Here is a 22,096-nt window from a genome sequence, read left to right on the forward strand (position 1 = left end):
CGAGCACACATCATGGGGCACGGCGACAGAACAGCGCTGGTGACCGGCGGGGCACGCGGCATCGGCCTGGAGATCGGCCGACAGCTCGCGGACCGGGGGCTACGGGTCCTGGTCGGGGCACGGCAACGGGCGGCGGCCGAGGAGGCGTGCCGTGCCGTGGGCCGGGCGGCACTGCCGCTGGCACTGGACGTGACCTCCGCGAAGAGCGTCACCGAAGCGGTGCGGGAGGCTCGGGAGCTGACCGGAGGGATCGACGTCCTGGTGAACAACGCGGGCGTGTCTCTCGACGGGGAACTGCGGCCCCCGTACCTCGACGAGGACATTCTGCGTTCGACCCTGGACACGAACCTCACCGGCGCCTGGCGCGTGGCGGAGGCCGTCGTCCCGGGCATGGTGGAGGCCGGCTACGGCCGGATCGTGAACGTGACCAGCTCCTACGGTTCACTGGCGCTGATGAACTCCGGCCGGCACCCCGCCTACCGCATCTCCAAGACGGCGCTCAACGCCCTGACCCGGATGCTCGCGGCCGAGCTGGCCGGCACGGGTGTCCTGGTCAACGCCGCCGACCCCGGCTGGACCCGCAGCGGCATGGGCGGCCCGTCCGCTCCGCGCGGGCCGGAGGAGGGTGCGGACACCCCGGTCTGGCTGGCGACCCTCCCCGAGGGCGACTCGACGACGGGCGGGCTGTTCGTCGAGCGCCGGCCACTGCCCTGGTGAACCGCCTCAGCTCGGTGACGTCGCCGGAGCCTGGGCCGTCTTCGCCGGGGTCTGTTCGGTGGCGACGATGCGCAGTGCCAGCTCCCTGACCGCCTCCAGCACGGACCGGGAGGGCAACTGGGACAGCGGGCCGCCCTCCGCCCGCAGCGCGGTGACGAGCATGGTCGTACTGATCAGTGTGCGGACCGCGAGCGCCTGTGCCGCGTGCCGGGTCCTCGCCGCCCGGGGGCTGCGGGTGGTGCTCTCCGGCAGATAGTCGTAGCCGCGCTGGATGTGCCGCTGTTCGAACTCGTCCCGCAGCACCTTGACACTGCCGTTGGCCGAGGCGACCTGGACCTGGTACAGACGGGCCTCCTCCGGGTTCTTCTCCACCCAGTCCCACACGGCGTCGATGACGCGGACCAGACCCTCCGCGTCACCCGGCTCGGACTCCGGCCGGGCCGCCTCCACGACCGCGTTGAGCTGGTCGAAGACCCGGCGCATGGCGAGTTCGAGCAGCTCCTCCTTGCCGTCGAAGTGGTAGTAGACGGCCGTCGGCACCACCTGCGCCTCGTCCGCGATGTCCTGGATGCTGGTCTCGGCGAATCCGTTGCGGCCGAACACCCGGACGGCGGCGGTGATGATGTGCTGCCGTCGCGAGGGTCGGTGGGCGGGCTGCTTGCCGTTCTTCGTGGTGGCCATCATGCTCCCTGCCGACTGCCGTGAACCCGCGTCCGTGGGCCCTGCGTACTGACCATTCTATGCAGTAAGTAGCACCGTTGGTCGGCATAATTCCTGCTGTGTATGGGGCTCCGGGACCTTCGGATCCCGGCATACTTGACACCATGACGACCTCCCGGACCCGAGCCGCTCATCGTCCGTCGCGCAAGCAGTGGGTGATCGAAGCAGCCACCGAGTTGTTCGCCACCCAGCCGCCCGACGAGGTGACGGTGGCCGACATCGCCGCTCGCGCCGAGATGACCTCGGCAGCGGTGTACTACCACTTCTCCTCCAAGGACCAGGTCCTGGCAGAGGGGATGCGGGCGTTCGCCACAGCGCTGCGCGAGCAGTTGCGGGCGCTCACGGAGGCACACGAACCCGGCTCGGACATCGCGGCGGCGGTCACCGTGCTGCTGGCCTGGATGGGCGAGCACCGATCCGCCGCCACCGTGTTCTTCGTGTCGTCGGCCGGCATGAGCCAGGACGCGGAGGCACTGCGCCAGGAAAGCCGTGCCGAGTTGCTCCACGAGATGATGGGGTTGATCCGCAAGGCCCGCGAGTCCGTCTCCGACGCCGAGGCGGCCGTGATCGGCCTGGGCCTGCTGGCGCTGCTGGAGACGGCGGCGATCTCACAGGTCCGGGGCGACGACGTCTACCGGTCGCTGGGGCACCGCTCCTTCGTCCGCGAGGTCGCCGAGCTGGCGGAACGCATCGCCGACCCGACCACCTAGTGCCGCGGCGGCAAGAGCGCGTCCAGGCGAGAGGCCCCTCACACTTGAGTGTGAGGGGCCTCTCGCCTGGACGGAGTCGGGGTCACGGCGACGACACGGCGCTGTGGCTCACACCAGGAGACGGAGCGGCTTGCGCAGCAACTCACCGACGGTGCGCAGATACTCGGCGGCGGGAGCCCCGTCGACGGCACGGTGGTCGAAGGTGAGGCTCAGGGTGAGCACCCGTGTCCGCAGCGGCCGGTCGCCGTCCCACTCGACGCCGTCCCTGACCCTGCCCACCCCGAGGATCGCCACATTGCCGGGGTTGATCACGGGGGTGAAGAAGTCGACGCCGTATCCACCGAGCGAGGTGACGGTGAAGGTGGCCCCTTCCAGCTGGGCGGGGGAGATCCGCCCCTCGCGCGCGGCCTCGGCCAGAGCCCTCGACCGGCGCGCCATCTCGGGCAGCGGCAGTGCCACCGCGTCCTCGATCACGGGCACCATCAGGCCGCCCGGCACGGCCACCGCGAAGCCCAGGTGGACGCCGTCGAGCAGATGGATGCCGTCCTCCCGCACCGTCGCGTTGAGCAGCGGGTGCTCGCGCAGGGCCAGGGCGGCGGCCTTCAGCAGGAAGTCGTTGAGGCTGGGCACCGGCAGGTCGCTGTCGGCCCACTCCTCCTTGAGCCGCTCCCGCAGGGACACCACGGCGTCCATCCGCACCTCGTAGCCGTGCGTCAGCTGCGCCATCTCCTGGAGGCTGGCGTGCATCCTGCGCGCGATGGTGCCGCGCATCCCCGTGAGGGGAATGACGTCGCCGGGTCGGGGGACCGCGTTCCGGCGAGCGGGCACGGGAGCGACGGCGTCGAGGTCGGAGCGGCGGACCCGGCCGCCGAGGCCGGTGCCGTTCACCTCGGAGAGGTCGATGCCCCGCTCCTTGGCGAGCTTGCGGACCAGAGGCGAGGAGGGGGCGCCGACCGGCGCGGCCGACGTGACGAGGTCGTCGGTGAGGGCGGTGAGGAACTCCTCCACGTCCTCGGAGACGATCCGGCCGCCCGGCCCCGTGCCACGTACGGCGGTGAGGTCCACGTCGGCGTCGGCGGCGACCCTTCGAGCGTTCGGTGAGGACGGCAGCCGGCCGCCGGTGCCGTTGACGGAGGGCACCCCGGCGTCGAGGGCGGCGCCGGTGCCGGTGAGCCCCGGCCGGCCGGCCGGAGTCGCACCGCCTGCGGGAGCGGGCACGAGGGTCGTTTCCGCGCCGCCGCCGTCCAGGGCGGGCACGACCGCCACACCCGCGCTGGATCCGGACCCGGGAGGCATCGGCGTACCCCCCGGGTCCGGCGGCTGCTCCCCCTCGGCGAGCAGCCAGCCGATGAGGGCTCCGGCGGGGACGGTGGTCCCGGCCGGAACCACCGGGTGGAACAGTCCCCCGGCCTCCGCCTCGACGTCCACGTCGACCTTGTCGGTGGCCAGCCGCAGCAGTGCGTCGCCCTCCGCGACGGCCGCGCCGGTGGCCACCAGCCATTCGTCGATCGTGCCTTCCTGCATGGTCAGGCCGATCTTCGGCAGCAGAACCTCGACCGCCACGTCCGTCACGACCTTTCGAGGAGACGCCGGCAGCCCTGGGCGATACGGGCGCGATCGGGCACGTACGCCTTCTCCAGGACCGGCGAGAAGGGAACCGGGGAGAAGGGGGCGCCGATGCGCAGGACCGGCGCGTCCAGATAGTCGAAGACGACGTCCTGGATCTGGGCGGCGATCTCCGCTCCGAGACCCCCGAAGGTGACGGCCTCGTGCACCACGAGGACCCGGTTGGTGCGGCGGACGGAGGCGAACATCGTCTCGGTGTCCAGGGGCTGCACGGTGCGGGGGTCGATGACCTCGATCTCCACGCCCTCGGCGGCGAGTTCGTCGGCGGCCGCGAGTGCCTCCCCCACCATGCGGCCGAGAGCGATCACGGTGACGTCGGAGCCCTGCCGCGCGGTGTGCGCCTGGCCCAGCGGGATGCCGTAGATCTCCTCGGGCACCTCACTGGTGCTGCCGAGCAGGACCTTGTTGAGCATGACGACGACCGGGTTGTCGTCCCGGATGGCCGAGACGGTCAGGCCCTTGGCGGTGTAGGCGTCACTCGGCATGACCACCTTGAGGCCGGGCACGTGGGCCAGCCAGGCCTCCAGGCTCTGGCTGTGCTGTGCGGCGGCACCGAGGCCGGCGCCGGAGGCGGTGGTGATGGTCAGCGGCACGGACAACCCGCCACCGAACATGTACTTCATCTTGGCCGCCTGATTGACGATCTGGTCGAGGCAGACACCGATGAAGTCCATGAACATCAGGTCGACGACGGGGCGCAGACCCCGGGCGGCGGCTCCCACCCCCAGGCCGACCAGGGCGGCTTCGGAGATCGGGGTGTCGATCATGCGGCGGGGGCCGAACTCGTCGAGCAGGTTGTCGAACATGCGGAACACGCCGCCGTATCCGGCCACGTCCTCGCCGGCGACGAAGACGTTCTCGTCCTCGCGCATGGCCTGCGCGAGACCTTCGTTGAAGGCCTTGACGTAGGACAGTCTGCGGGCGGCTGCGACCGGGACGCCGGCCGGTGCTTCGGTGGTGAGGGTCATGGCGGTCATCCCGAATAGACGTTGAGGAGCATGTCGGCGGGGTCGGGCAGGGGGCTCGCCTCCGCGTACGCGATGGCCTCGGCGATCTCGTCGCGCGTGCGCTGCCACACCTCGTCCAGCTCCGCACGGGTGGCGGTGCCGTCGGCGACGGCCCGGGCCTCGATCAGGTCGATGGGGTCGCGCGACTTCCACTCGGCGACCTCCTCGTCCGAGCGGTAGGGGTGCCGCAGACCCTTGACGCCCTGGTGGTCGAAGAAGCGGTAGGTCTTGGCCTCGATCATCATCGGGCCCGCGCCGGACCGGGCCCGTTCGACGGCCTCGGTGGCGGCCCGGTGGACGGCGACCGCGTCCATGCCGTCGACGATCACACTCGGCATGCCGTAGGCGGCGGCCCGGTCCGCGACGTCGGTGATCAGCATGTGCGCGGACTGCGGGGTGAACTCCGCGTAGCCGTTGTTCTCGCAGACGAAGACCACGGGCAGGTCCAGGATCGCGGCCATGTTGGCGCCCTCGTGCCAGGCGCCGATGTTGGTGGCGCCGTCCCCGAAGAAGGTCACCGCGATGTTGTCCTCGCCCTTGTACCGGGCGGCGAAGGCCGCGCCGACGGCGATCGGGACGCCGGCCCCGACGATGCCGTTGGCGCCGAGCATGCCGCGGGTGAGGTCGTTGATGTGCATGCTCCCGCCGCGGCCGAGGCAGGCGCCGGTGACCCGGCCGTACAGCTCGGAGTACATCTCGCGGAAGCCGACGCCCTTGGCCACGGCGTGCCCGTGGCCTCGGTGGGTGGAGGTGATCTGGTCGTCGTCGCGCAGAGCCGCCATCACGCCTGCGGCCACGGCTTCCTGGCCGACGTAGAGGTGCAGGAAGCCGGGCAGCTTCCCGGCCTCCATGAGTTTTCCCGCCTCGGTCTCGAACAGCCTGATGCGCACCATGCGTTCGTGCAGGTCCTTGATGACCTGCGCGGATGCTGGGTGTGTGGTCTTCGCGGCCGACTTCCGCGGTGCTCTTTGAACCATCGTCCGCCCCTTCGCCCCGTTGCGAGGTTTCCAACCGATCGGACTTTCTGTTGCCGGTCTACAGTAACCAGCAGGGCGCACCTTACTGAAGAGGTTCTCTAATTACTATGGGCCGGGTTCAACGGGTCTCCTGTTCACCGCCTCGCCGGTCCACCAGTTCGAGGACGTTGCCCTCCGGATCGACCCAGAAGCTGATCCGCCGGTCCCGCGCCACCACGACGACCGGGGACGACAGCGGCCGGGCACCGGCGGCCGGCAGTGCGGCGACGACCGGCACGATGTCGTCGAAGTGGAAGGTGACGTAGGACAAGCCGCGGCGTGCGGACAGCGATACGGCCGACGGCCGCGCAGCCACAGCCGAACCCACATCCGCATCCGCATCCGCATCCGCATCCGCATCCGCCCGAAGTCGTATCAGCTTGATCCGGCCCCCGGACGGCACCTGAAGCCAGACGACCGACAGGGGCCCGCCCAATCCGGCCGGGCCGCCGATCGCGTCCGGGATGTGCGAGCGGTGCACCGGAACGCAGCCGAGCACTTCGCCATAGAAGCGCTCCAACACCTCCAGGTCGCGCACCACGACACCGACCTCGAAGGGCTGGGTCATCGCCACTCCTCGGGACACCCGAGCCGGCTCGGCCCTCTCATCGGCCACTGGACCCCCTCCGCCCACTCGCCACCCGCACCCACCCGTCAGCTGGAGTCGATCCCCAGAAAGATCGAGCTGAGCGGGGGTTACCCTCGCAGCAGAAAGCGAAGGTGACCTGCGGAATGCCGCACAGCCAAACTTCGCGACTTTCTATTGACACACAACACTAACTCCTGTTGTTGTGTCGGTCACAGCGGAGCTGAAGCACAGGAACCCTTCACCAGCTCGCGACTGGGAGGATTGAGGACACCGTGGTCCAGATCTCACCGGAGACCCGAGCGGCGGGCGACGAGCGCCCCTTGCCGCCCCCCGCCCCGGAATACCACTCATGGATCGGCCAGGACCGCTCCAGTGACGACGCGGGCAAGGCGATGCGGCAGGATGCGGCCGACCTTGCCGAGCGTGTCATCGAGCACTACCGGAACAACACGACGCACGAGGCCGAGGAGCAGTGGACGGAACCCGTCGACAACTACCTCGACGTCGACCGCTGGCTGCGTGAGATGGACGCCGTCCACCGGAGCGTCCCGCTGCCGCTCGCCATGTCGTCCGAGCTTCCCAAGCCCGGCACCTACAAGGCACTGGACGTGCTCGGCACTCCCATCCTGATCACCCGGGACCGCCAGGGCGTGGTGCACGCGATGATCAACGCCTGCCGGCACCGTGGCGCCGAGCTCGTCGAGCCGGGCTGCGGCGTGGCGAAGCGGATCACCTGCCCGTACCACGCCTGGTCCTACGACCTGTCGGGGGAACTGCGCGGCGTGTACGCCGAGAAGACCTTCGGCGACGTACCACGCGACAAGCGCAGCCTGATCCAGCTCCCCGTCGGTGAGCGCGCCGGCATCGTCTTCGTATCGCTCGATCCGAACGCCGAGCACGACCTGGACGCCTGGCTGGGAGATCTGCAGCCGCTGCTGGAGGGGCTCCGCTTCGCGGACTGCCACCACTACGCGACCCGAGAGCTGACCAGCCCGAACTGGAAAGTCACCCTCGACGGGTACCTGGAGACGTACCACTTCGCCTCGCTGCACACGAAGACGGTCTTCGAGACGAACTTCTCCAACATGATGGCCCACGACACCTGGGGGCCCCACCAGCGTCTCGCGGCGGCCCTACGGCCCATCGCCGACATGGTGGACCTGCCCGCGGACAAGCGTGACCCCGGCGACATCGTCGGAGCCATCTACTGGCTCTTCCCCGGCCTGGCCATCGCCGGTACGTGGCGCAACAAGATCGCCGTCTCCATCGTGATCCCCCGGACGGCCACCGAATCGGTGACCCAGCAGATCATCCTGCTGCGCCAACCGGCCGTCACCGAGGAGGAGCGCCACGCCGCGGACCAGTTCGGCGAGTGGTTCTACGAGGTGGTCCGCGACGAGGACTACGCGACCACCTACGGAGTCCAACGGGGGCTGAAGGCCCTCGCCGGGACCGACTTCGTCTTCGGACGCAACGAACCCGGACTGCAGCACTTCCACCGCACCATCCACCGCCTCCTGGACGAAGCGTCCAGATGACGAACCCTCAGAGACCGCAGGAGAACAACATGGTGGCTACGGGCAGCCTCGACGGACGTGTCGCGGTGATCACGGGCAGCACGCGCAGTATCGGCCGCGCCATCGCCGAGGCCTTCCTGGCCGACGGAGCCACGGTCGTGCTCAGCGGCCGCTCCGAGATCAAGGGCAAGCAGGCGCTGGAAGAACTCCAGGCCGGCGACAAGGCCGTCTTCCACACCTGCGACTCGAGCCGCCAGTCGGACATCGAGGCGCTGGTCGACTGGACGGTCGAGCGCTTCGGTCGACTGGACGTCATGGTCAACAACGTCGGAGGCACCGAGGGCTTCGCCCCGGTCCACGAGCTGAGTGACGAGGCGTGGCACAAGGCGCTCGACCTCAACCTGAACGCCTACTTCTACGGCACCCGCCGTGCGCTGAGGCCCATGCTGGAAGGTGGCTGGGGCCGGGTCATCAACATCTCCTCGGTCGAGGGCAAGCAGGCCAACAAGCCCGCGATCAGCCACTACATCACCAACAAGCACGCCATCCACGGTCTGACCAAGGCGACCGCCTTCGAGTACGGCACCATGGGCATCACCTGCAACGCGATCTGCCCCGGCGCCGTCGACACCGACCTGATGCGGGCCGCCGGACCGGCCGCGGCCGAGGCCGAGGGCATCTCGTACGAGGAGTGGCTGGCCCGGTTCGCCGAGCACGCCGCCACCAAGAAGATCACCACCGTGGAGCAGATCGCGGGCGTCGCCTCGCTGCTCGCGAGCGACGCCGGCGCGGGCATCACGGGCACGCTGATCAGCGTCGACGGCGGAACGGCGCAGTGGTGAGCGCCGGAACGGACGGCGGGAACCCCCTCGCCATGAAGCACTGGATCACCGACTGGCAGCGCAGCGAGCGACTGCCCCACTACACCCGGGCCAACGCGGGCGAAACCCTGCCGGAGCCGGCCAGCCCGCTGGGCTGGACCCTGGTATGGGGGCGCGGCCTGCAGGGCTGGCGTCACGGTTTCGTCGAGTTCGGCATCTACCGCGGGGACGAGATCAGCGGCCCTCGCCCTCCGTTCGTCGGAATCTTCGGCGGTTACTTCTACCTCAACCTGTCCCACCTGCGGCTGTTCGGCATCCGCATGGGGCAGACCGCGGACCAGATCGACGCCGCCTTCGTGGGCCAGCGTTCCGACACGCCGGTGTACGTGCCGCACCCCGACGACCTGGACGCGGAACTGACGGCCAAGGCCACAGCGACGCTGCAGGGGATGCTCGGCCAGGCCGGCTACCCGGAGGGCGACGCCGACCATGAGCGGCTGCGCCGTGTCAGGCGCGAGCGACCCGACCTGGCGTCCCTGTCCGACGTCGAGTTGGTGGCCCACGCCCGCTCGTTGCTGGCCGACGTGGAGACGACCTTCCAACGGCATGTCGAGTCCTCGCTGCCCGCGTCCGTCGGGCCGGCGATCCTCGGACCGCTGTGCGCGAGCGTCGACCGTCCCGGCGCGATGCTCGACCTCATCGGCGGGCTGGGAGGCGTGGACTCCGCCTCTCCGTCGACCGGGCTGTGGACGCTGTCCCGCCAGGTGGTGGCCTCGGCGGAGCTGACAGCTCTGTTCGACCGGGGTCCGGCCGCGGTGCGGCAGGCCCTCGAAGGGGCGACCGGAGACGTCAAGGCGTTCCGTGACTCCTTCGACGAGTTCATCGCCGAGTCCGGCGACCGCGGCCCCAACGAGTGGGACATCCACGCGCTGTCCTGGGAGGCGGCGCCGGTCCAGGCGCTGGCTCTGGTCGATCGGATCCGGCACACCTCCGACGACAACGCTCCGGCCGCGCGTCACCGCAGGCTGACCGAGCGCCGCGAACAACTCGCGGCGGAGATCCGAGCGGCCCTCCCCGAGGACGCTCGGCCGATGTTCGACGCCGGCATGCACGCTTCCCAGGTGTGGATCCCGGCACGTGAGCGGACCAAGGCCAACTGTGTGACCGTCATCAACGAAATCCGCATGACGGTGAGGGAGCTGGGTCGTCGCGGGGTCGAGGCGGGACGCTTCGCCGAGCCCGAGGACGTGATGATGCTGCTGGAGACGGAGCTCGACGACTATGTCGCCGACCCGGGCGGCTTCGAGCCCGTCATCGCCCAGCGACTTCAGGAATACGCCGGGCTGCGCGAGCTGGAACCGCCGTTCTTCGTCGCACAGGACGAACAGACCGAGATCGACGGCTGGCCGCGGCGCAGCGAGGATGGCGTCGCGACCGCCGCGGAGGGCGATGTGCTGACGGGCGTAGGCGGAAGCCACGGCGCCTACACCGGCAGGGTGCGGGTGGTCACCGACCCGGCCTCGTGCGAGGCGCTGGAGCCGGGCGAGGTGCTGGTGGCGCCGATCACGGACGCGGCCTGGACCCCGTTGTTCCTCGTGGCGGGAGCGGCCGTCGTGGACGTGGGCGCGCTCAACAGCCACGCCGTCGTGGTCTGCCGCGAACTCGGCATCCCGGCCGTCATCTCCGTCGAGGGCGGTACACGGCGGCTGCGGGACGGCATGGTGATCACGGTCGACGGCGAGAAGGGCACGGTCACCGTGGACGGCGTCCCGGCGGCACTCGGCATCTGAGCAACCGTGGGCCCGTCGCTCCTTCCTGGCAGAGGGCGGCGGGCCCACGGTCATGAGCCATGACCGTGGAAGGGGAAAGGACCACCGTGTCAGAGGAGATCATCGTCGCCGGCTGGATGGACTACGAACCCGGCGATCGCGACGAGATGCTGCGGCATCTCGTCGCACTGGGCCGGCGGACCCGCGAGGAGGAGCCGGGCTGTCTCGACTACGCCATGACGGCGGACCCCGGCGACGAGCGGCGCATCCGGGTGTACGAGCGGTGGGTCTCCCAGCAGGCCCTCGACGAGCACTTCGGCACCGCCCACATCAAGGAGTTCAGGACCGCGTCGGCCGGACTGACCCGGGTGGGCGTCTCGTTGGAGGCCCACACGGTCGCCGAGACCCGCCCGATGCGCTGAACGGCGCCCCTTCCGGGGGCGCCGTTCGTCCTGTCACTCCCCGAGCCGCACCAGCATCTTGCCGACGTTGCCACCGTCGAGCAGGGACAGCAGTGCCCCCGGGGCGTTCTCCAGGCCGTCCACGACCGTCTCGCGCGCGGTGATCCGGCCCTCGGCGAGCCAGTCCGCGACCCGCTGCTCGAACTCCGGCCGCAGGTCGTCGTGGTCGCGGACGATGAAACCGCGCAGGGTCAGGCGCTTGAGGACCGCCTGGATCAGCTGGTTGATGTCCGCGGACCGCCGGTCGCCGCCGAACTGCGACATCATGCCGCACAGCGCGACCCGGCCACCGGTGCGCAGCGCGTGCAGCGCGGCGGCGAGCTGTTCGCCGCCGACGTTGTCGAAGTAGACGTCGATGCCGTCGGGCGCCAGCCGGGCCAGCGCGTCGCGCACCGGCTCGGCACGGTAGTCCGCGGCCGCGTCGTAGCCGAACTCCTTCACCAGCAGGGCGCACTTGTCCGGCCCACCGGCGGTACCGACGACGCGGTCCGCGCCCAGCAGGCGCGCGAACTGACCGGTGGCGGTGCCGACCGCGCCGGCCGCCGCCGACACGAGGACGGTGTCGCCCGGACGTAGCTGCGCGATCCGGGTCAGGCCGACGTAGGCGGTGAACCCGGTCTGGCCGAGCAGGCCCAACCAGGTGGGCAGCGGGGCGAGTTCCGGGTCGATGCGACCGGCGCCGTCCACGGCCCTCTCGTCGAGCACGGCCCGCTCCCGCCAGCCGAGCTGGTGGCGTACGTAGGTGCCGGGCGGCACGGAGGCACAGCGGCTCTCCTCCACGACGCCGAGGGCGCGTCCGTCGAGCGGGGCACCCGGGGTGAAGTTGTGCGTGTAGTGCTTCTCGGTGCTCTCCAGGCGGCCGCGCATGGACGGGTCGACGCTCATGTAGAGGTTGCGCACGAGCAGTTGCCCCTCCCCCAGGGGCGGCAGCGGGCGTTCCTCGACGGCGAAGTCACCGGGAAGCGGCTCACCGTCCGGGCGGCGCACCAGACAGACCGCCCGGGTGGTGCGGGGTGTCACCGGGTCACTCCTCGGGCTGCGGCGTCGTGCGCCGCTGGGCGAGGCGGCCGACCCAGCCGGCCATCTGGAGGTCGGCGTGGCGCAGTTCGCCCGACTGCCACCGGGCCTGGAAGTCGAAGACGCCCTGTACCCCCGTCCCGGGGTCGGTCACCTCGACCAGCCCGTCCTCGGTGAGCCGGTACACATGCCCGGTCAGTGGGTGGATCACTTGCTTGGACATGGGGTCTCACTCCTGCACTCGGCGGCGCACGCCGCTCTTGGTCACGGTCACCGGGCCCTCGACCAGGAGCCGGCAGGCGAGTCTGGTCGAGCCGTCCACCGGCCGGCGCAGGGACTCGATGCCCTCGCGCTCCAGCGGGCCCACGGGAGAGCAGTTCTCGGCACCCTCCTCGACCCGGACGAAACAGATGCGGCAGGTGCCCTCGCCGCCGCAGACGGTGGGCCAGCGGTAGCCGAGTCGCCGGGCCGCGGTGAACAGGTCCTCGCCGTCGAGGACCTCGAGCTCGACGCCGGAGGGTCTGACCGACACCCGGTGGGTCACTTGTCCATCCACCGGTCGAGGGTCCGGTTGAAGTGGCGGATGCGGCTCTCCTGGTAGTTGGCCAGGGTGATGCCCGGCTTGCGCATGGCCTTCAGGCCCTGCTGGACGTAGGGCAGGTTCTCGCAGTCCTGGTCGAAGACGGGGCCGAGCACGCCGAGTTCGGGGATGTCGGCGAAGAGCATGTCCTCGGGCACCCAGCGGATCTTCGCCGGTGGCGGCATCTCGCCGGGCTCTTTCGGGGACGACATGAAGATGATCTCGGCGGTGCAGGAGTCGGGGTCGAGGCCGTTGGGCCGGAACCGGTAGATGATGTTCGACTTGGCGCCGCCCCAGGGGTTGAAGTTGGGGAACAGCAAGTAGTTGATGGCGTCCAGCAGTTCGGTGTCGGGGGTGTTCGAGAAGTCCTGCCGCGAGGTGACCGCCAGTTGCGCGCGCATCCGCTCGGCGAGGACCTGGCGGGCGGTGCCGCCGGGCGGGATCGTCGGCAGCTCGTCGCCCTCCTGCCGTACCAGGTCACGGCCCTGGGCGGCGGAGTAGAACGCGCGCGAGTCGTAGAAGGTCTCCAGGACGTCCTCCTCCGTGACGGAGTCCGCCACGTGCGGACTGGGCGCGCCCTGGATGTTGATCATCCGGCTCCAGTTCGGCTGGTCCGCCATGACGTCGTACTGCGAGTTGGCGTCGGCGAGCCACGGCAGCATCTGCGGGTGGGTGGCGATCACATGGAAGGACTCGATGAACGCGTCCTGGGCGACCTTCCAGTTGCAGGGCAGCACCTTGCCGATGTGCAGCGACTTGTAGCGGTTCTCCAGCGGCCAGATGTAGTAGTCGTCGAAGGTGCCGCGGTAGCTGTCGAAGGACTCGGCGTACGGGTCCATGTTGATGAAGACGAAGCCGCGCCAGGTGGCCACCCGGGCCTCGGGGAGGGCGAACTTCTCCGGGCTGACGTGCGGGAAGTCCCAGGCGCACGGCGGGGTCCGCATCGTGCCGTCGAGGTTCCAGGTGAAGCCGTGGAACGAGCAGCGGAACTCGCCGACGTTGCCGCCGGCGGTGCGCAGCTTGCGTCCGCGGTGCAGGCAGACGTTGACGAAGGCGCGGATCTCCTCGGGCGCCGTGCGGACGACGATGAGCGAGTCGTCGCCTATCTCGTAGACCTCGTGGTCGCCGACCTCGGGGATCTCGCTCTCCAGGCAGGCGAACTGCCACACACGCCGCCAGACCTGCCGCATCTCCCGTTCGGCCCACTCGCGGGAGGTGAAGCGGGCGGTGTCGACGTCCTCGCTGCCGAGGTGGTCGTTCCGCTCGAACCTGAGGGCGGGGGGAACGGGGCGGCTGTCCTGGTCGAGGTAGTCCTGGACGCTGGGCCCGGGGCACCGCGCGGCGCCCAGCTCCGATGTTTCGTCCATCATCTCTCCTCCGGCAGAAACTTTAGAGTGAGTGTAGTTACGGGTGACGGCGTGGAGCAACACTCGTACCGATGGATGGACGCTCACGGTTTCCTCGCCCACCACGATGTTCGCCGCCGGGACCGGAATTTCTTAGGGCGGACCTCTCCCCAAGACCGCTGGGACATGTCACACTCCGACCCACTTGAGGCTGTAGTTCCTCAAAAGTTTCTCCGTTGCTGGACGGTCTTCGCCGTCCCGGCCCCAGCGCCGCGGCGTCCTCGCCCCGGGGCGACACAGAATCGATCCGCCTGACCGGAGCCCGACCACCGCGGACGCGGGAGCGACGTGGGTCGCGGCAGCGCAGGCGACACCTCTCGGGAGTACTCAACGATGAGTTCCAGACCCCGTCGCGCGGTCCGCCGTGCCCTCACCGCCACCCTCTCCGCCGCCTCACTGCTCGCCCTGGCGGCGTGCGGCGGCGGCAGCACTCCCGCCACCGACTCCACGCAGGCGGCCGCGCCGGGCTCCCCCGGCCTGACGGCGGCCCGCGAGGCCCTCGCGAAGTACTCCGAGCGACCGGCCACGATCTCCGTGACCCAGCCCGTCGGCAAGAAGATCCCCAAGGGCAAGAAGATCGACTTCATCCTCTGCGGCGTCCAGTCCTGCAAGGACCTCGCCGACTTCTTCACCGAGGCCGCCGAGGAACTCGGCTGGGAGGTGAAGCAGATCGCCACCCAGGGCACCCCGGAGTCCGTCCAGGCCGCCTACGAACAGGCCCTGCGCGACAAGCCGGACGCCGTCGTCGCCTCCGGTTTCCCCCGCGCCGTCTACGCCAAGCAGCTGGCCCGGCTGGAGGCCGCCGAGATCCCCGTCATCCAGTCGAACGCCGACGACCTGCTGGGCGACGGCATCTCCCTGCTCAAGAACGGGCCGGACGACGTCGGCGTCCAGGGCGAGATGCTCGCCTCATGGGTGGTGTCGAACAGTGACGCCAAGGCGAACACCGTCTACTTCGACCTTCCGGCGTACACGATCCTCAAGCCCGTCAAGGACTCCTTCGCCGCCAAGTACAAGAAGTGGTGCGACGGTTGCGGGCTGGACAACGTCGACGTGCCGATCACCGCCGTGGGCAAGGACATGCCGGACCGCGTGGTGTCGTACCTGCGGTCGCACCCGAAGGTGACCCACGTCGTCTTCTCCCTGGGCCTGCTCAACGTGGGCGTGCCGAGCGCGCTGAAGACCGCCGGCATCACCGGCAAGCACATCGTCGTCAACGTCGGTGACGCGCAGAACTACCAGTACATCCAGAGCGGTCTCACCGACGGCGCGATGGCGCTCAACTCCCACGAGACGGCCTGGCTCCAGGCCGACGCACTCGCCCGGCACTTCACCGGCCAGCCCATGGACGTGGACCAGAAGGCCGCGCTGCCCAACATGCTCGTCACCAAGGACAACCTGCCCTCGGCCGACGGCGACTTCCCGATCGTCGAGGACTACCAGGCGCAGTTCAAGGCGCTGTGGGGGCTGAGTTGACCGGGCCGGTGCTCCGGGTGTCCGCCCTGTCGAAGAGATTCGGCGGCACCCAGGCACTCCAGGACGTCGATCTGGAGGTCTCGCCGGGCGAGATCCACGCCCTGATCGGGCCCAACGGCTCCGGCAAGTCCACCCTCATCAAGATCCTCGCCGGCTACCACCACGCCGAGCCCGGCGCCGTGGCCGAACTCGACGGTGAGCCCTTCGACCTCGGCCAGGTCACGGCGTCCCGGCACGACCGGCTCCGCTTCGTCCACCAGGAGCTGGGGCTGGTGGGCGAGTTGAGCGCCATCGACAACCTCGCGCTCAGCCGTGGCTTCGCCCGCACGGCCTTCGGCAACATCCGCTGGCCGGAGATGGAGCGGCGCACGAGCGCCCTCGTCGAGCGGTTCGGCCTCGGAATCGACGTACGCCGGCCGCTGGCGACGGCGACCCCCGTCCAGCGCACGGTGGTGGCCATCGCCGCCGCGCTGCAGGGCTGGGAGGGCCGGCGCGGTGTCCTGGTGCTCGACGAGCCGACCGCCGTGCTGCCGCCCGGCGAGGTGGCCCGCCTCTTCGACATCGTGCGCGAGGTCCGCGACGCGGGCGCCGGCGTCCTGTACGTCTCGCACCGGATGGACGAGATCTTCGCGCTCGCCGACCGGGTCACCGTGATCCGCGGCGGACGCCGGATCGCCACCCGCCCGGTCGCCGAGCTCACCCCGCGTGCGCTGGCGGAGCTGATGGCGGGCGAGGAGATGGAGACCGACCACCGACCACCGCCCCCTTCGAGCCGCGCCGACCCGGTGCTGGAGGTCAGGGACCTGTGGGCCGGACCCCTGCGGGGCGTCGGCTTCGACCTGGCCGGCGGCGAGCGTCTGGGCATCACCGGCCTGGCCGGCTCCGGCCACGAGATCGTGCCGTACGCGGTCTGCGGGGCCCATGCCGGGCGGGTGAGCGGCAGGCTGCGGCTGCCCCGGCGCTCCGAGCGGTGGACGCAGGCGCGCGACGCCGACGGTCTGGGCCTTCCCCTGGTTCCCGCGGACCGGGCGGGCGAGGGCGTGATCGGCGACTTCTCGGTCGGCGAGAACCTCACCCTGCCGCTCCTGGGGCGGTTGCGCGCCCGGTCCGGGCGGCTGCGCCGCCGCCGCGAGTCCGCCCTGGTGGAGGACTGGATCCGGCGGGTCGGTGTCCGGACGGCCGGCCGCGGGGCGCGGATCACCACACTGAGCGGCGGCAACCAGCAGAAGGTCGTGATGGCCCGCTGTCTGGCACAGCGCCCGCCGGTGCTGGCGCTGTGCGAACCCACGGCGGGCGTGGACATCGCCACCCGTCTGCAGCTGTACGACCTGATAGAGCGGCAGGCCGGCGAGGGCATGGGCGTCATCGTGTCCTCCACCGACACACAGGACCTGCTCGCTCTGTGCACCCGCGTCCTGGTGGTGCGGGACGGCCGGATCGCACGGGAGATCAGCGGCCGGGACATCACCGAGTCCGCGCTCGTGCACGCCATGGAAGGAACCGAGTGACATGTGTCCTGGAAGGAACCGAGTGACATGACGTCCACCCCGACCCGGGCGGCGGGGCTCCCGCCGGCCGCACCGGAGAGATCCATGGTGTCCGTACCGGGGACAGCGGTCCGACGGGCGGTGGCCGCCCTGTCGTTCCGGAACATCGGCGCCGTGTACGTGTGGCTGGTCATCGTCGTGCTCTTCTCCGTGTGGGCGCCGGACACGTTCCCGACCGCCATCACGGTCAAGCAGGTACTGAACGGGAACGCCGTGGCGGGCCTGGTGGCCCTCAGCGTCGTACCGCCGCTGGCCGCACGGGTCTTCGACCTCTCGATCGCCTACACCATGTCGCTCACCAGCGTGCTGACCGCCTACTTCATGGTCTCCGCCGGGCTCGGTCCCGGCGCGGCCATCGCCCTGGCGATGACCGCCGCGCTGCTGATCGGGGTCGTCAACGGCATCGTGGTGGTGGTCCTGCGCGTCGACTCGTTCATCGCCACCCTGGCCACCGGCGCGCTGATCCAGTCCCTGATCACCATGGTCACCAACGACAGCTCGATCACCGGTGTGCAACTGCTCGCCGAGCCGTTCGCGAGCATCGCCCAGCTCGACGCGGGCGGCATCACGCTGCCGGTGCTGTATCTGCTGCTCGCCGCCGTCGCCATCTGGTTCCTGCTCGAACACACCGCCACCGGGCGGCGGTTGTACGCGACCGGCTTCAACGCGGACGCGGCCCGGCTGCAGGGGGTGCGCACGGACCGGCTGCGCTTCCTGACCCTGGTGGCCTCCGCGCTGCTCTCCGGTTTCGCCGGCGTCGTCTTCGCGTCCTCGGTCGGCTCGGGCTCGCCCACCGCGGGCACCCCCTATCTGCTGGCGGCGTACGCCGCCGCGTTCGTCGGGGCGACCCAGTTGCGGGCGGGCCGCTTCAACGCCTGGGGCACGGTCCTCGCTGTCCTCCTGCTCGGCACCGGCATCACCGGACTCGGGCTCGCCACCAGCGCGCAGTGGGCCGCGAGCCTGTTCACCGGCTCGGTCCTCATCGTGGCGCTGGTCCTCACGGGTGGCAGGGTCGCCCTGCCCGCCGTTCTGCGCCGCCGGACGGGGACCCGTCAGGCGGAAACCACCAGCAAGGAGGTCCGACGATGAAAGCTGTTCAGTACCGACGGGTGGGGCACGCCCCCGAGGTGGTGGAGGTTCCGGTGCCGGAACCCGGGCCGGGCCAGGTACTGCTGAAGGTGACGGCGGCGGGGCTGTGCCACTCGGACCTGGCGGTGATGGGCTGGCCCGAGGAGCAGTTCCCCTACGCGCTGCCGATGACGCTCGGTCACGAGGGTGTCGGGACGGTGGCGGCGGTGGGCACCGGAGTCACCACCGTGGTGGAGGGCGAGGCGGTGGCGGTGTACGGGCCGTGGGGCTGCGGGCGCTGTCACAAGTGCGCCGAGGGCAAGGAGAACTGCTGCGCGTACGCCGCCGGGCTCGGCATCCTGCCGCCGGGGCTCGGCCGGCCCGGGGCCCTGGCGGAGTACATGCTGGTGGACTCGGCCCGCCACCTCGTTCCGCTGGACGGGGTCGACCCCGTCCAGGCCGCGCCCCTCACCGACGCCGGACTGACCCCGTACCACGCGATCCGCAGATCCCTGCCGAAGCTGCTGCCCGGCAGCACGGCGGTGGTGATCGGCGTGGGCGGTCTGGGACATCTCGCCGTGCAGCTGCTGCGCGCGCTGACCCCGGCCCGGGTGGTCGCCCTCGACGTGAGCAAGGAGAAGCTGGAGCTGGCACGCGAGGTCGGCGCCCACGAGGCGCTGCTCTCCGACGGCGAGGCGGCCGCACGGCTGCGGGAACTCACCGGCGGTACGGGAGCGGAGGTCGTCCTGGACTTCGTGGGAGCCGAGGCGACCCTGGCGGTGGCCGCCGCGTCGGTGGCGGTGGAGGGCGACGTCACCGTGGTCGGCCTCGGCGGCGGCACACTGGCCGTCGGCTTCGGCGGCGGGCTGCCGTTCGAGGTGTCGGCCGCCTTCCCCTACTGGGGCAGCCGGCCGGAGCTGATGGACGTCCTCGAACTCGCGCGGCGGGGTGTCGTGTCCTCCCACGTCGAGACCTTCACGCTGGAGCAGGCGCCCGAGGCGTACGAACGTCTGCACGCCGGGGAGATCGGCGGCCGCGCGGTGGTGCTGCCGCACGCCTGAGCCGCGACCCCGCGAAGGGCCGGCGCCCGAGCCTCGCTCAGGCGCCGGCCCGTTCCTCGTGCGGACCGCGCACCTCCACCACCCGCTCCACACAGCGCCGGAGCACGGTCAGGAACTCCGGTGTCCGCCACGGCCCGAGGTCCACGCGCCCGGTGTCGGCCACGCCCAGGTCCTGCATGTCGTGACGGCCCCGGCAGTGGCCGAGGGTGAAGTAGCAGACCTCGCCCCGGCCGTGGCGCTTGAGGTACAGCACCGGGCGGAGCGCGTCGTCGAGGGCCGCCGAGTCGCCCTCGGCGAAACCGCGGCACGGTCCCGTGTACTCGGCGTGCAGCAGTACCTCCAGCTCCCCGTGCAGTTCGCACACGTACAGCTCGTCGGTGACCGTGAACGGCCCGATGCCGGCGACCAGCGGATGGTCGGGCCGGGTCACCCGCACCTGGTACGGCTCGATCGGCGGGTGGGCCAGGAACTGGCTGCCGAGCACCTGCGCCAGTTCGCCGAGGAGCCGTGGCGTGGTGAACACCCGCGGCCCACCGCCCGTCGACGGCTCGATCACCGCGTTGGTGCCGTGCAGGGCGAGCCAGCGCCCGCCCCGCTCGACGAACCGCGCCAGGGCGGCCCGCTGCGCCGGGCGGGGCCGGACGTCGCAGGTGTAGGTGACCAGCAGGTCGGCCTTGTCGAGGGCGGCCTCGCAGTCGTAGTCCTGGTACACCGTGGTGCGCACGCGCGGATGCTCACCGAGCAGTTCCAGCAGCCGCAGTCGGGCGTGGTCGAAGTCGTGCCATCGGCCGCCGCAGACCAGTACGGCGTCCAGGCGGCCGGCCGGGCCCGCCACGGCTCAGTACTGGACGCGGGTGAGCAGCCCGCCGTCCACCACGAGGTTGACCCCGACGCAGAAGGAGCCGCTCCGCCCGAGCAGGAACGCCACCGCCGCGGCCACGTCCTCCGCGGTGCCGTAACGGCCGATCGGCAGCTTGGCGAGCACCTCCTCGTACACCTCGGGGCGGCTGGTGCGGATGGTCTCCCAGGCGCCGCCGGGGAAGTCGATCGGGCCGGGCGAGACGGTGTTGACGCGGATGCCCTTCGGGGCGAGGGCGTGCGCGAGGGCCGAGGCGTGCTGGACGACGGCCGCCTTGAGCGCGGAGTAGGAGTTCGCTCCGGCCGGACGCGCGGTGTCGGAGGCGTTGGTGGTGCCGATCGCCACGACCGCGGCCCGGTCGGAGGCCTCCAGGTGCGGCAGGGCCGCCTCGACGAGTCCCGCGAACGGGATCAGGTCACCGCGCAGGCTGGCCTCCCACGACTCGGGGCCCTTCACGTTGCCCGCCGACACGTTGGACACCAGCAGGTCCAGTCCGCCGAGTTCGGCGGCCGACCGCTCCACGAAGCCCGCGAGGGCGGCCGGGTCGGTGACGTCCACCGCTTCCGCGAACACGGTGGCCCCCTCGGCCCGCAGTTCGGCGGCGGCCTTGGCCAGCCCCTCCTCGCCGCGGGCGCACAGCGCCAGCGAGCAGCCCTCGGCCGCCAGGGTGGCGGCGACAGCCCGGCCGATTCCCCGGCTCGCCCCGGTCACCAGCGCCTTCGCGCCCGTCAGTCCCAGATCCATCGATGTCACTCCTTTGTGATTGTCCGAACGAATCCCGGTCTCGCAGCCCCCGGGACAGACCCCTTAAGTCACCTCAGTCACCGGGCAGCTGCGAGAAGGGCGCCCGGTCCGCCCGTGGCTCCGGCGGCAGCTTCAGCACGCGCTCGCCGATCAGGTTGCGCTGGATCTGGTCGGTGCCTCCGGCCAGCCGGTAGCCGGGGGCACCGAGGAGGTGCTGGGTCCAGGCGAAGGTGCCCGGTTCCCCGGTGTCGGCGCTGATCCGCGCCCCCATCAGCTCGGCGGCGACCTGTCCCGTGCGGGTCATGAGCTCGGAGGCCATGAGTTTGGTCAACGACGCCTCCGGGCCCGGCCGGCCGCCGGCGGCGCTCGTCCTTGCGACCCGGTCGACGGTGGCCGCTCTCAGGACCGTGCGTACGTACAGGTCGGCGAGGCGCTGGCGGACCAGCGGGTCCCCAGTGCGGCCGAGGGAGCGGGCGAGGGCGAGGACGTCCGGAAAGGTGCCGCCCTTGCGGCGGTTGCCGCTGCCGGAGGCGGTCCGCTCGAAGGCGAGGGTGGCGGTGGCGACCTCCCAGCCCTGGCCCGGGCGCCCGATCCGGAGCCGGTCCGGGACCCGTACGCCGGTCAGGAAGACCTCGTTGAAGGAGGCGCCGCCGCTCATCTGACGGATGGGCCGCACCTCCACGCCGGGCGCGTCCATCGGCACCAGGAAGGCGGTGATGCCTGCCTGTTTGACGACGTCCGGGTCGGTGCGGGCGAGCAGCAGACCGTAGTCGGCGAACTGGGCGCCCGAGGTCCACACCTTCTGGCCGTCGACCACCCAGTCGTCGCCCTCCGCCCGAGCGCGGGTGCGCAGGGCGGCGAGGTCGGATCCGGCGGCGGGCTCGCTGAAGAGCTGGCAGGCCAGCAGGTCGGTGCGCAGGAACGCGCGTGCGTAGTGGTCGCGCTGCGCGGCCGTGCCGAACAGGGAGACGGCCATCGCGACCAGGCGCACGGTGACGCTGATCAGCTCGGTGGACGGCGGCACCTCGAAGGCGGACTCCTCCTGGGCGAAGACCGCCGCGTGGGCGGCGGTCAGGCCCGCGCCACCCTTGTCCGGAGGGAGGGTCAGCGCCTGGTAGCCGGCGTCGAAGCGGGCCCGCTGGTAGGCGCGGCAGCGTTCCAGCAGCAGGCGTTCCTCGTCCTCCGGGAGGTTGTGGAACACGGCGAGGTCGGCGGCCGCTCCGGCGGACCGCGCAGTCCGCGCCGGTTCGAGCACGGTGGCCAGCCACTGCCGGACCTGTGTGCGCCAGGCGTCCGGATCGGGCTGTGACATGGCTCCTCCTCGGGCACTTACCAGACGAAAGATTGAGTAAGAGGGAGTGGAGCGTGGGCCGCACTCACGGTTG

Annotated in this window: 22 protein-coding genes; 10 read left to right on the forward strand and 12 right to left on the reverse strand. The window is 71.0% G+C overall.

Annotated elements, in window-relative coordinates; genetic code table 11:
* The first annotated feature begins 12 nt into the window (after positions 1-12).
* Positions 13-717: an SDR family NAD(P)-dependent oxidoreductase gene (locus tag RM704_RS31905; RefSeq protein WP_033530896.1), complete on the forward strand. Its 705-nt coding sequence runs from the start codon at positions 13-15 to the stop codon at positions 715-717.
* A 6-nt stretch (positions 718-723) separates the two neighbouring features.
* On the opposite strand, the gene RM704_RS31910 is transcribed toward RM704_RS31905, so the two are convergent.
* The gene (locus tag RM704_RS31910) at positions 724-1,401 is read right to left on the reverse strand and encodes a TetR/AcrR family transcriptional regulator (protein ID WP_033530895.1); all 678 of its coding nucleotides are present in this window, start codon (positions 1,399-1,401) and stop codon (positions 724-726) included.
* A gap of 140 nt (positions 1,402-1,541) precedes the next feature.
* On the opposite strand from RM704_RS31910, the gene RM704_RS31915 reads away from it, so the two are divergent.
* On the forward strand, positions 1,542-2,147 hold the full coding sequence (locus RM704_RS31915; protein WP_033530894.1) for a TetR/AcrR family transcriptional regulator: 606 nt from the start codon (positions 1,542-1,544) through the stop codon (positions 2,145-2,147).
* Positions 2,148-2,255: 108 nt separating this feature from the next.
* Here the strand turns inward: RM704_RS31915 and RM704_RS31920 are convergent, their stop codons facing one another.
* The 4 genes from RM704_RS31920 to RM704_RS31935 form a co-directional block, all read right to left on the reverse strand.
* Positions 2,256-3,710, reverse strand: coding sequence for a dihydrolipoamide acetyltransferase family protein (locus RM704_RS31920; RefSeq protein ID WP_033531096.1), 1,455 nt, complete (start codon positions 3,708-3,710; stop codon positions 2,256-2,258).
* A gap of 5 nt (positions 3,711-3,715) precedes the next feature.
* Complete coding sequence (locus RM704_RS31925) at positions 3,716-4,750, reverse strand: alpha-ketoacid dehydrogenase subunit beta (protein ID WP_311591563.1); 1,035 nt, start codon at positions 4,748-4,750, stop codon at positions 3,716-3,718.
* A complete protein-coding gene (locus RM704_RS31930; RefSeq protein WP_311591565.1) occupies positions 4,747-5,757 on the reverse strand; it encodes a thiamine pyrophosphate-dependent dehydrogenase E1 component subunit alpha in 1,011 nt (336 codons plus the stop codon). Before RM704_RS31930 ends, RM704_RS31925 begins: the two co-directional genes overlap by 4 nt.
* A 118-nt stretch (positions 5,758-5,875) precedes the next feature.
* A complete protein-coding gene (locus RM704_RS31935) occupies positions 5,876-6,364 on the reverse strand; it encodes a VOC family protein (protein WP_311591566.1) in 489 nt (162 codons plus the stop codon).
* Positions 6,365-6,657: 293 nt separating this feature from the next.
* Here RM704_RS31935 and RM704_RS31940 point away from each other — a divergent pair, with 293 nt between their 5' ends.
* The 4 genes from RM704_RS31940 (at position 6,658) to RM704_RS31955 (ending at position 10,914) form a co-directional block, all read left to right on the forward strand.
* Positions 6,658-7,923 carry an aromatic ring-hydroxylating oxygenase subunit alpha gene (locus RM704_RS31940; protein ID WP_052146395.1) on the forward strand — a complete coding sequence of 422 codons (1,266 nt, stop codon included), beginning with the start codon at positions 6,658-6,660 and terminating at the stop codon, positions 7,921-7,923.
* Between the two features lie 29 nt (positions 7,924-7,952).
* Complete coding sequence (locus RM704_RS31945) at positions 7,953-8,744, forward strand: SDR family NAD(P)-dependent oxidoreductase (RefSeq protein WP_033530892.1); 792 nt, start codon at positions 7,953-7,955, stop codon at positions 8,742-8,744.
* Positions 8,741-10,513, forward strand: coding sequence for a PEP-utilizing enzyme (locus RM704_RS31950; RefSeq protein ID WP_311591570.1), 1,773 nt, complete (start codon positions 8,741-8,743; stop codon positions 10,511-10,513). The genes RM704_RS31945 and RM704_RS31950 overlap by 4 nt, the downstream gene beginning before the upstream one ends.
* An 86-nt stretch (positions 10,514-10,599) precedes the next feature.
* Positions 10,600-10,914 (forward strand): putative quinol monooxygenase, encoded by a 315-nt coding sequence (locus RM704_RS31955; protein WP_033531091.1) that lies wholly within the window; start codon positions 10,600-10,602, stop codon positions 10,912-10,914.
* 33 nt (positions 10,915-10,947) lie between these two features.
* On the opposite strand, the gene RM704_RS31960 is transcribed toward RM704_RS31955, so the two are convergent.
* The 4 genes from RM704_RS31960 to RM704_RS31975 are packed head-to-tail and all read right to left on the reverse strand — an operon-like array spanning position 10,948 to position 13,920.
* Positions 10,948-11,973 (reverse strand): NADP-dependent oxidoreductase, encoded by a 1,026-nt coding sequence (locus RM704_RS31960; protein WP_033530891.1) that lies wholly within the window; start codon positions 11,971-11,973, stop codon positions 10,948-10,950.
* 4 nt (positions 11,974-11,977) lie between these two features.
* Positions 11,978-12,193: a hypothetical protein gene (locus RM704_RS31965; protein ID WP_033530890.1), complete on the reverse strand. Its 216-nt coding sequence runs from the start codon at positions 12,191-12,193 to the stop codon at positions 11,978-11,980.
* Between the two features lie 6 nt (positions 12,194-12,199).
* Positions 12,200-12,526 carry a 2Fe-2S iron-sulfur cluster-binding protein gene (locus RM704_RS31970; protein ID WP_311591574.1) on the reverse strand — a complete coding sequence of 109 codons (327 nt, stop codon included), beginning with the start codon at positions 12,524-12,526 and terminating at the stop codon, positions 12,200-12,202.
* Positions 12,511-13,920: an aromatic ring-hydroxylating oxygenase subunit alpha gene (locus RM704_RS31975; RefSeq protein ID WP_033530888.1), complete on the reverse strand. Its 1,410-nt coding sequence runs from the start codon at positions 13,918-13,920 to the stop codon at positions 12,511-12,513. Before RM704_RS31975 ends, RM704_RS31970 begins: the two co-directional genes overlap by 16 nt.
* A 369-nt stretch (positions 13,921-14,289) precedes the next feature.
* Between RM704_RS31975 and RM704_RS31980 the strand changes: the two genes are divergently transcribed.
* Genes RM704_RS31980 through RM704_RS31995 form a run of 4 tightly spaced genes read left to right on the forward strand, consistent with a single transcriptional unit; the run spans position 14,290 to position 19,108 of the window.
* Entirely contained in the window at positions 14,290-15,432 is a 1,143-nt protein-coding gene (locus tag RM704_RS31980) for a sugar ABC transporter substrate-binding protein (RefSeq protein WP_033530887.1), read from the forward strand.
* A gap of 17 nt (positions 15,433-15,449) precedes the next feature.
* Complete coding sequence (locus RM704_RS31985) at positions 15,450-16,940, forward strand: sugar ABC transporter ATP-binding protein (protein WP_311591577.1); 1,491 nt, start codon at positions 15,450-15,452, stop codon at positions 16,938-16,940.
* Positions 16,941-16,967: 27 nt separating this feature from the next.
* The gene (locus tag RM704_RS31990) at positions 16,968-18,068 is read left to right on the forward strand and encodes an ABC transporter permease (RefSeq protein WP_157856782.1); all 1,101 of its coding nucleotides are present in this window, start codon (positions 16,968-16,970) and stop codon (positions 18,066-18,068) included.
* Positions 18,065-19,108 carry an NAD(P)-dependent alcohol dehydrogenase gene (locus RM704_RS31995; protein ID WP_033530885.1) on the forward strand — a complete coding sequence of 348 codons (1,044 nt, stop codon included), beginning with the start codon at positions 18,065-18,067 and terminating at the stop codon, positions 19,106-19,108. The genes RM704_RS31990 and RM704_RS31995 overlap by 4 nt, the downstream gene beginning before the upstream one ends.
* A gap of 37 nt (positions 19,109-19,145) precedes the next feature.
* Here the strand turns inward: RM704_RS31995 and RM704_RS32000 are convergent, their stop codons facing one another.
* The 3 genes from RM704_RS32000 to RM704_RS32010 all read right to left on the reverse strand — a co-directional run bounded on the left by RM704_RS32000 (position 19,146) and on the right by RM704_RS32010 (position 22,023).
* Positions 19,146-19,943, reverse strand: coding sequence for a ThuA domain-containing protein (locus RM704_RS32000; RefSeq protein ID WP_033530884.1), 798 nt, complete (start codon positions 19,941-19,943; stop codon positions 19,146-19,148).
* 3 nt (positions 19,944-19,946) lie between these two features.
* The gene (locus RM704_RS32005; protein WP_033530883.1) at positions 19,947-20,711 is read right to left on the reverse strand and encodes an SDR family NAD(P)-dependent oxidoreductase; all 765 of its coding nucleotides are present in this window, start codon (positions 20,709-20,711) and stop codon (positions 19,947-19,949) included.
* Between the two features lie 73 nt (positions 20,712-20,784).
* The gene (locus tag RM704_RS32010) at positions 20,785-22,023 is read right to left on the reverse strand and encodes an acyl-CoA dehydrogenase family protein (protein ID WP_033530882.1); all 1,239 of its coding nucleotides are present in this window, start codon (positions 22,021-22,023) and stop codon (positions 20,785-20,787) included.
* Positions 22,024-22,096: the final 73 nt, after the last annotated feature.

This window comes from Streptomyces gottesmaniae (assembly GCF_031845845.1).
Classification (GTDB): Bacteria; Actinomycetota; Actinomycetes; order Streptomycetales; family Streptomycetaceae; genus Streptomyces; species Streptomyces akebiae.

Coding starts and splice junctions, on each gene's coding strand:
- RM704_RS31935 (WP_311591566.1), bottom strand. CDS start 6,364: ATGACCCAGCCCTTCGAGGTCGGTGTCGTGGTGCGCGACCTGGAGGTG.
- RM704_RS31980 (WP_033530887.1), top strand. CDS start 14,290: ATGAGTTCCAGACCCCGTCGCGCGGTCCGCCGTGCCCTCACCGCCACC.
- RM704_RS31905 (WP_033530896.1), top strand. CDS start 13: ATGGGGCACGGCGACAGAACAGCGCTGGTGACCGGCGGGGCACGCGGC.
- RM704_RS31925 (WP_311591563.1), bottom strand. CDS start 4,750: ATGACCGCCATGACCCTCACCACCGAAGCACCGGCCGGCGTCCCGGTC.
- RM704_RS31930 (WP_311591565.1), bottom strand. CDS start 5,757: ATGGTTCAAAGAGCACCGCGGAAGTCGGCCGCGAAGACCACACACCCA.
- RM704_RS31990 (WP_157856782.1), top strand. CDS start 16,968: ATGACGTCCACCCCGACCCGGGCGGCGGGGCTCCCGCCGGCCGCACCG.
- RM704_RS31995 (WP_033530885.1), top strand. CDS start 18,065: ATGAAAGCTGTTCAGTACCGACGGGTGGGGCACGCCCCCGAGGTGGTG.
- RM704_RS32010 (WP_033530882.1), bottom strand. CDS start 22,023: ATGTCACAGCCCGATCCGGACGCCTGGCGCACACAGGTCCGGCAGTGG.
- RM704_RS31975 (WP_033530888.1), bottom strand. CDS start 13,920: ATGATGGACGAAACATCGGAGCTGGGCGCCGCGCGGTGCCCCGGGCCC.
- RM704_RS31910 (WP_033530895.1), bottom strand. CDS start 1,401: ATGATGGCCACCACGAAGAACGGCAAGCAGCCCGCCCACCGACCCTCG.
- RM704_RS31945 (WP_033530892.1), top strand. CDS start 7,953: ATGGTGGCTACGGGCAGCCTCGACGGACGTGTCGCGGTGATCACGGGC.
- RM704_RS31915 (WP_033530894.1), top strand. CDS start 1,542: ATGACGACCTCCCGGACCCGAGCCGCTCATCGTCCGTCGCGCAAGCAG.
- RM704_RS31965 (WP_033530890.1), bottom strand. CDS start 12,193: ATGTCCAAGCAAGTGATCCACCCACTGACCGGGCATGTGTACCGGCTC.
- RM704_RS32005 (WP_033530883.1), bottom strand. CDS start 20,711: ATGGATCTGGGACTGACGGGCGCGAAGGCGCTGGTGACCGGGGCGAGC.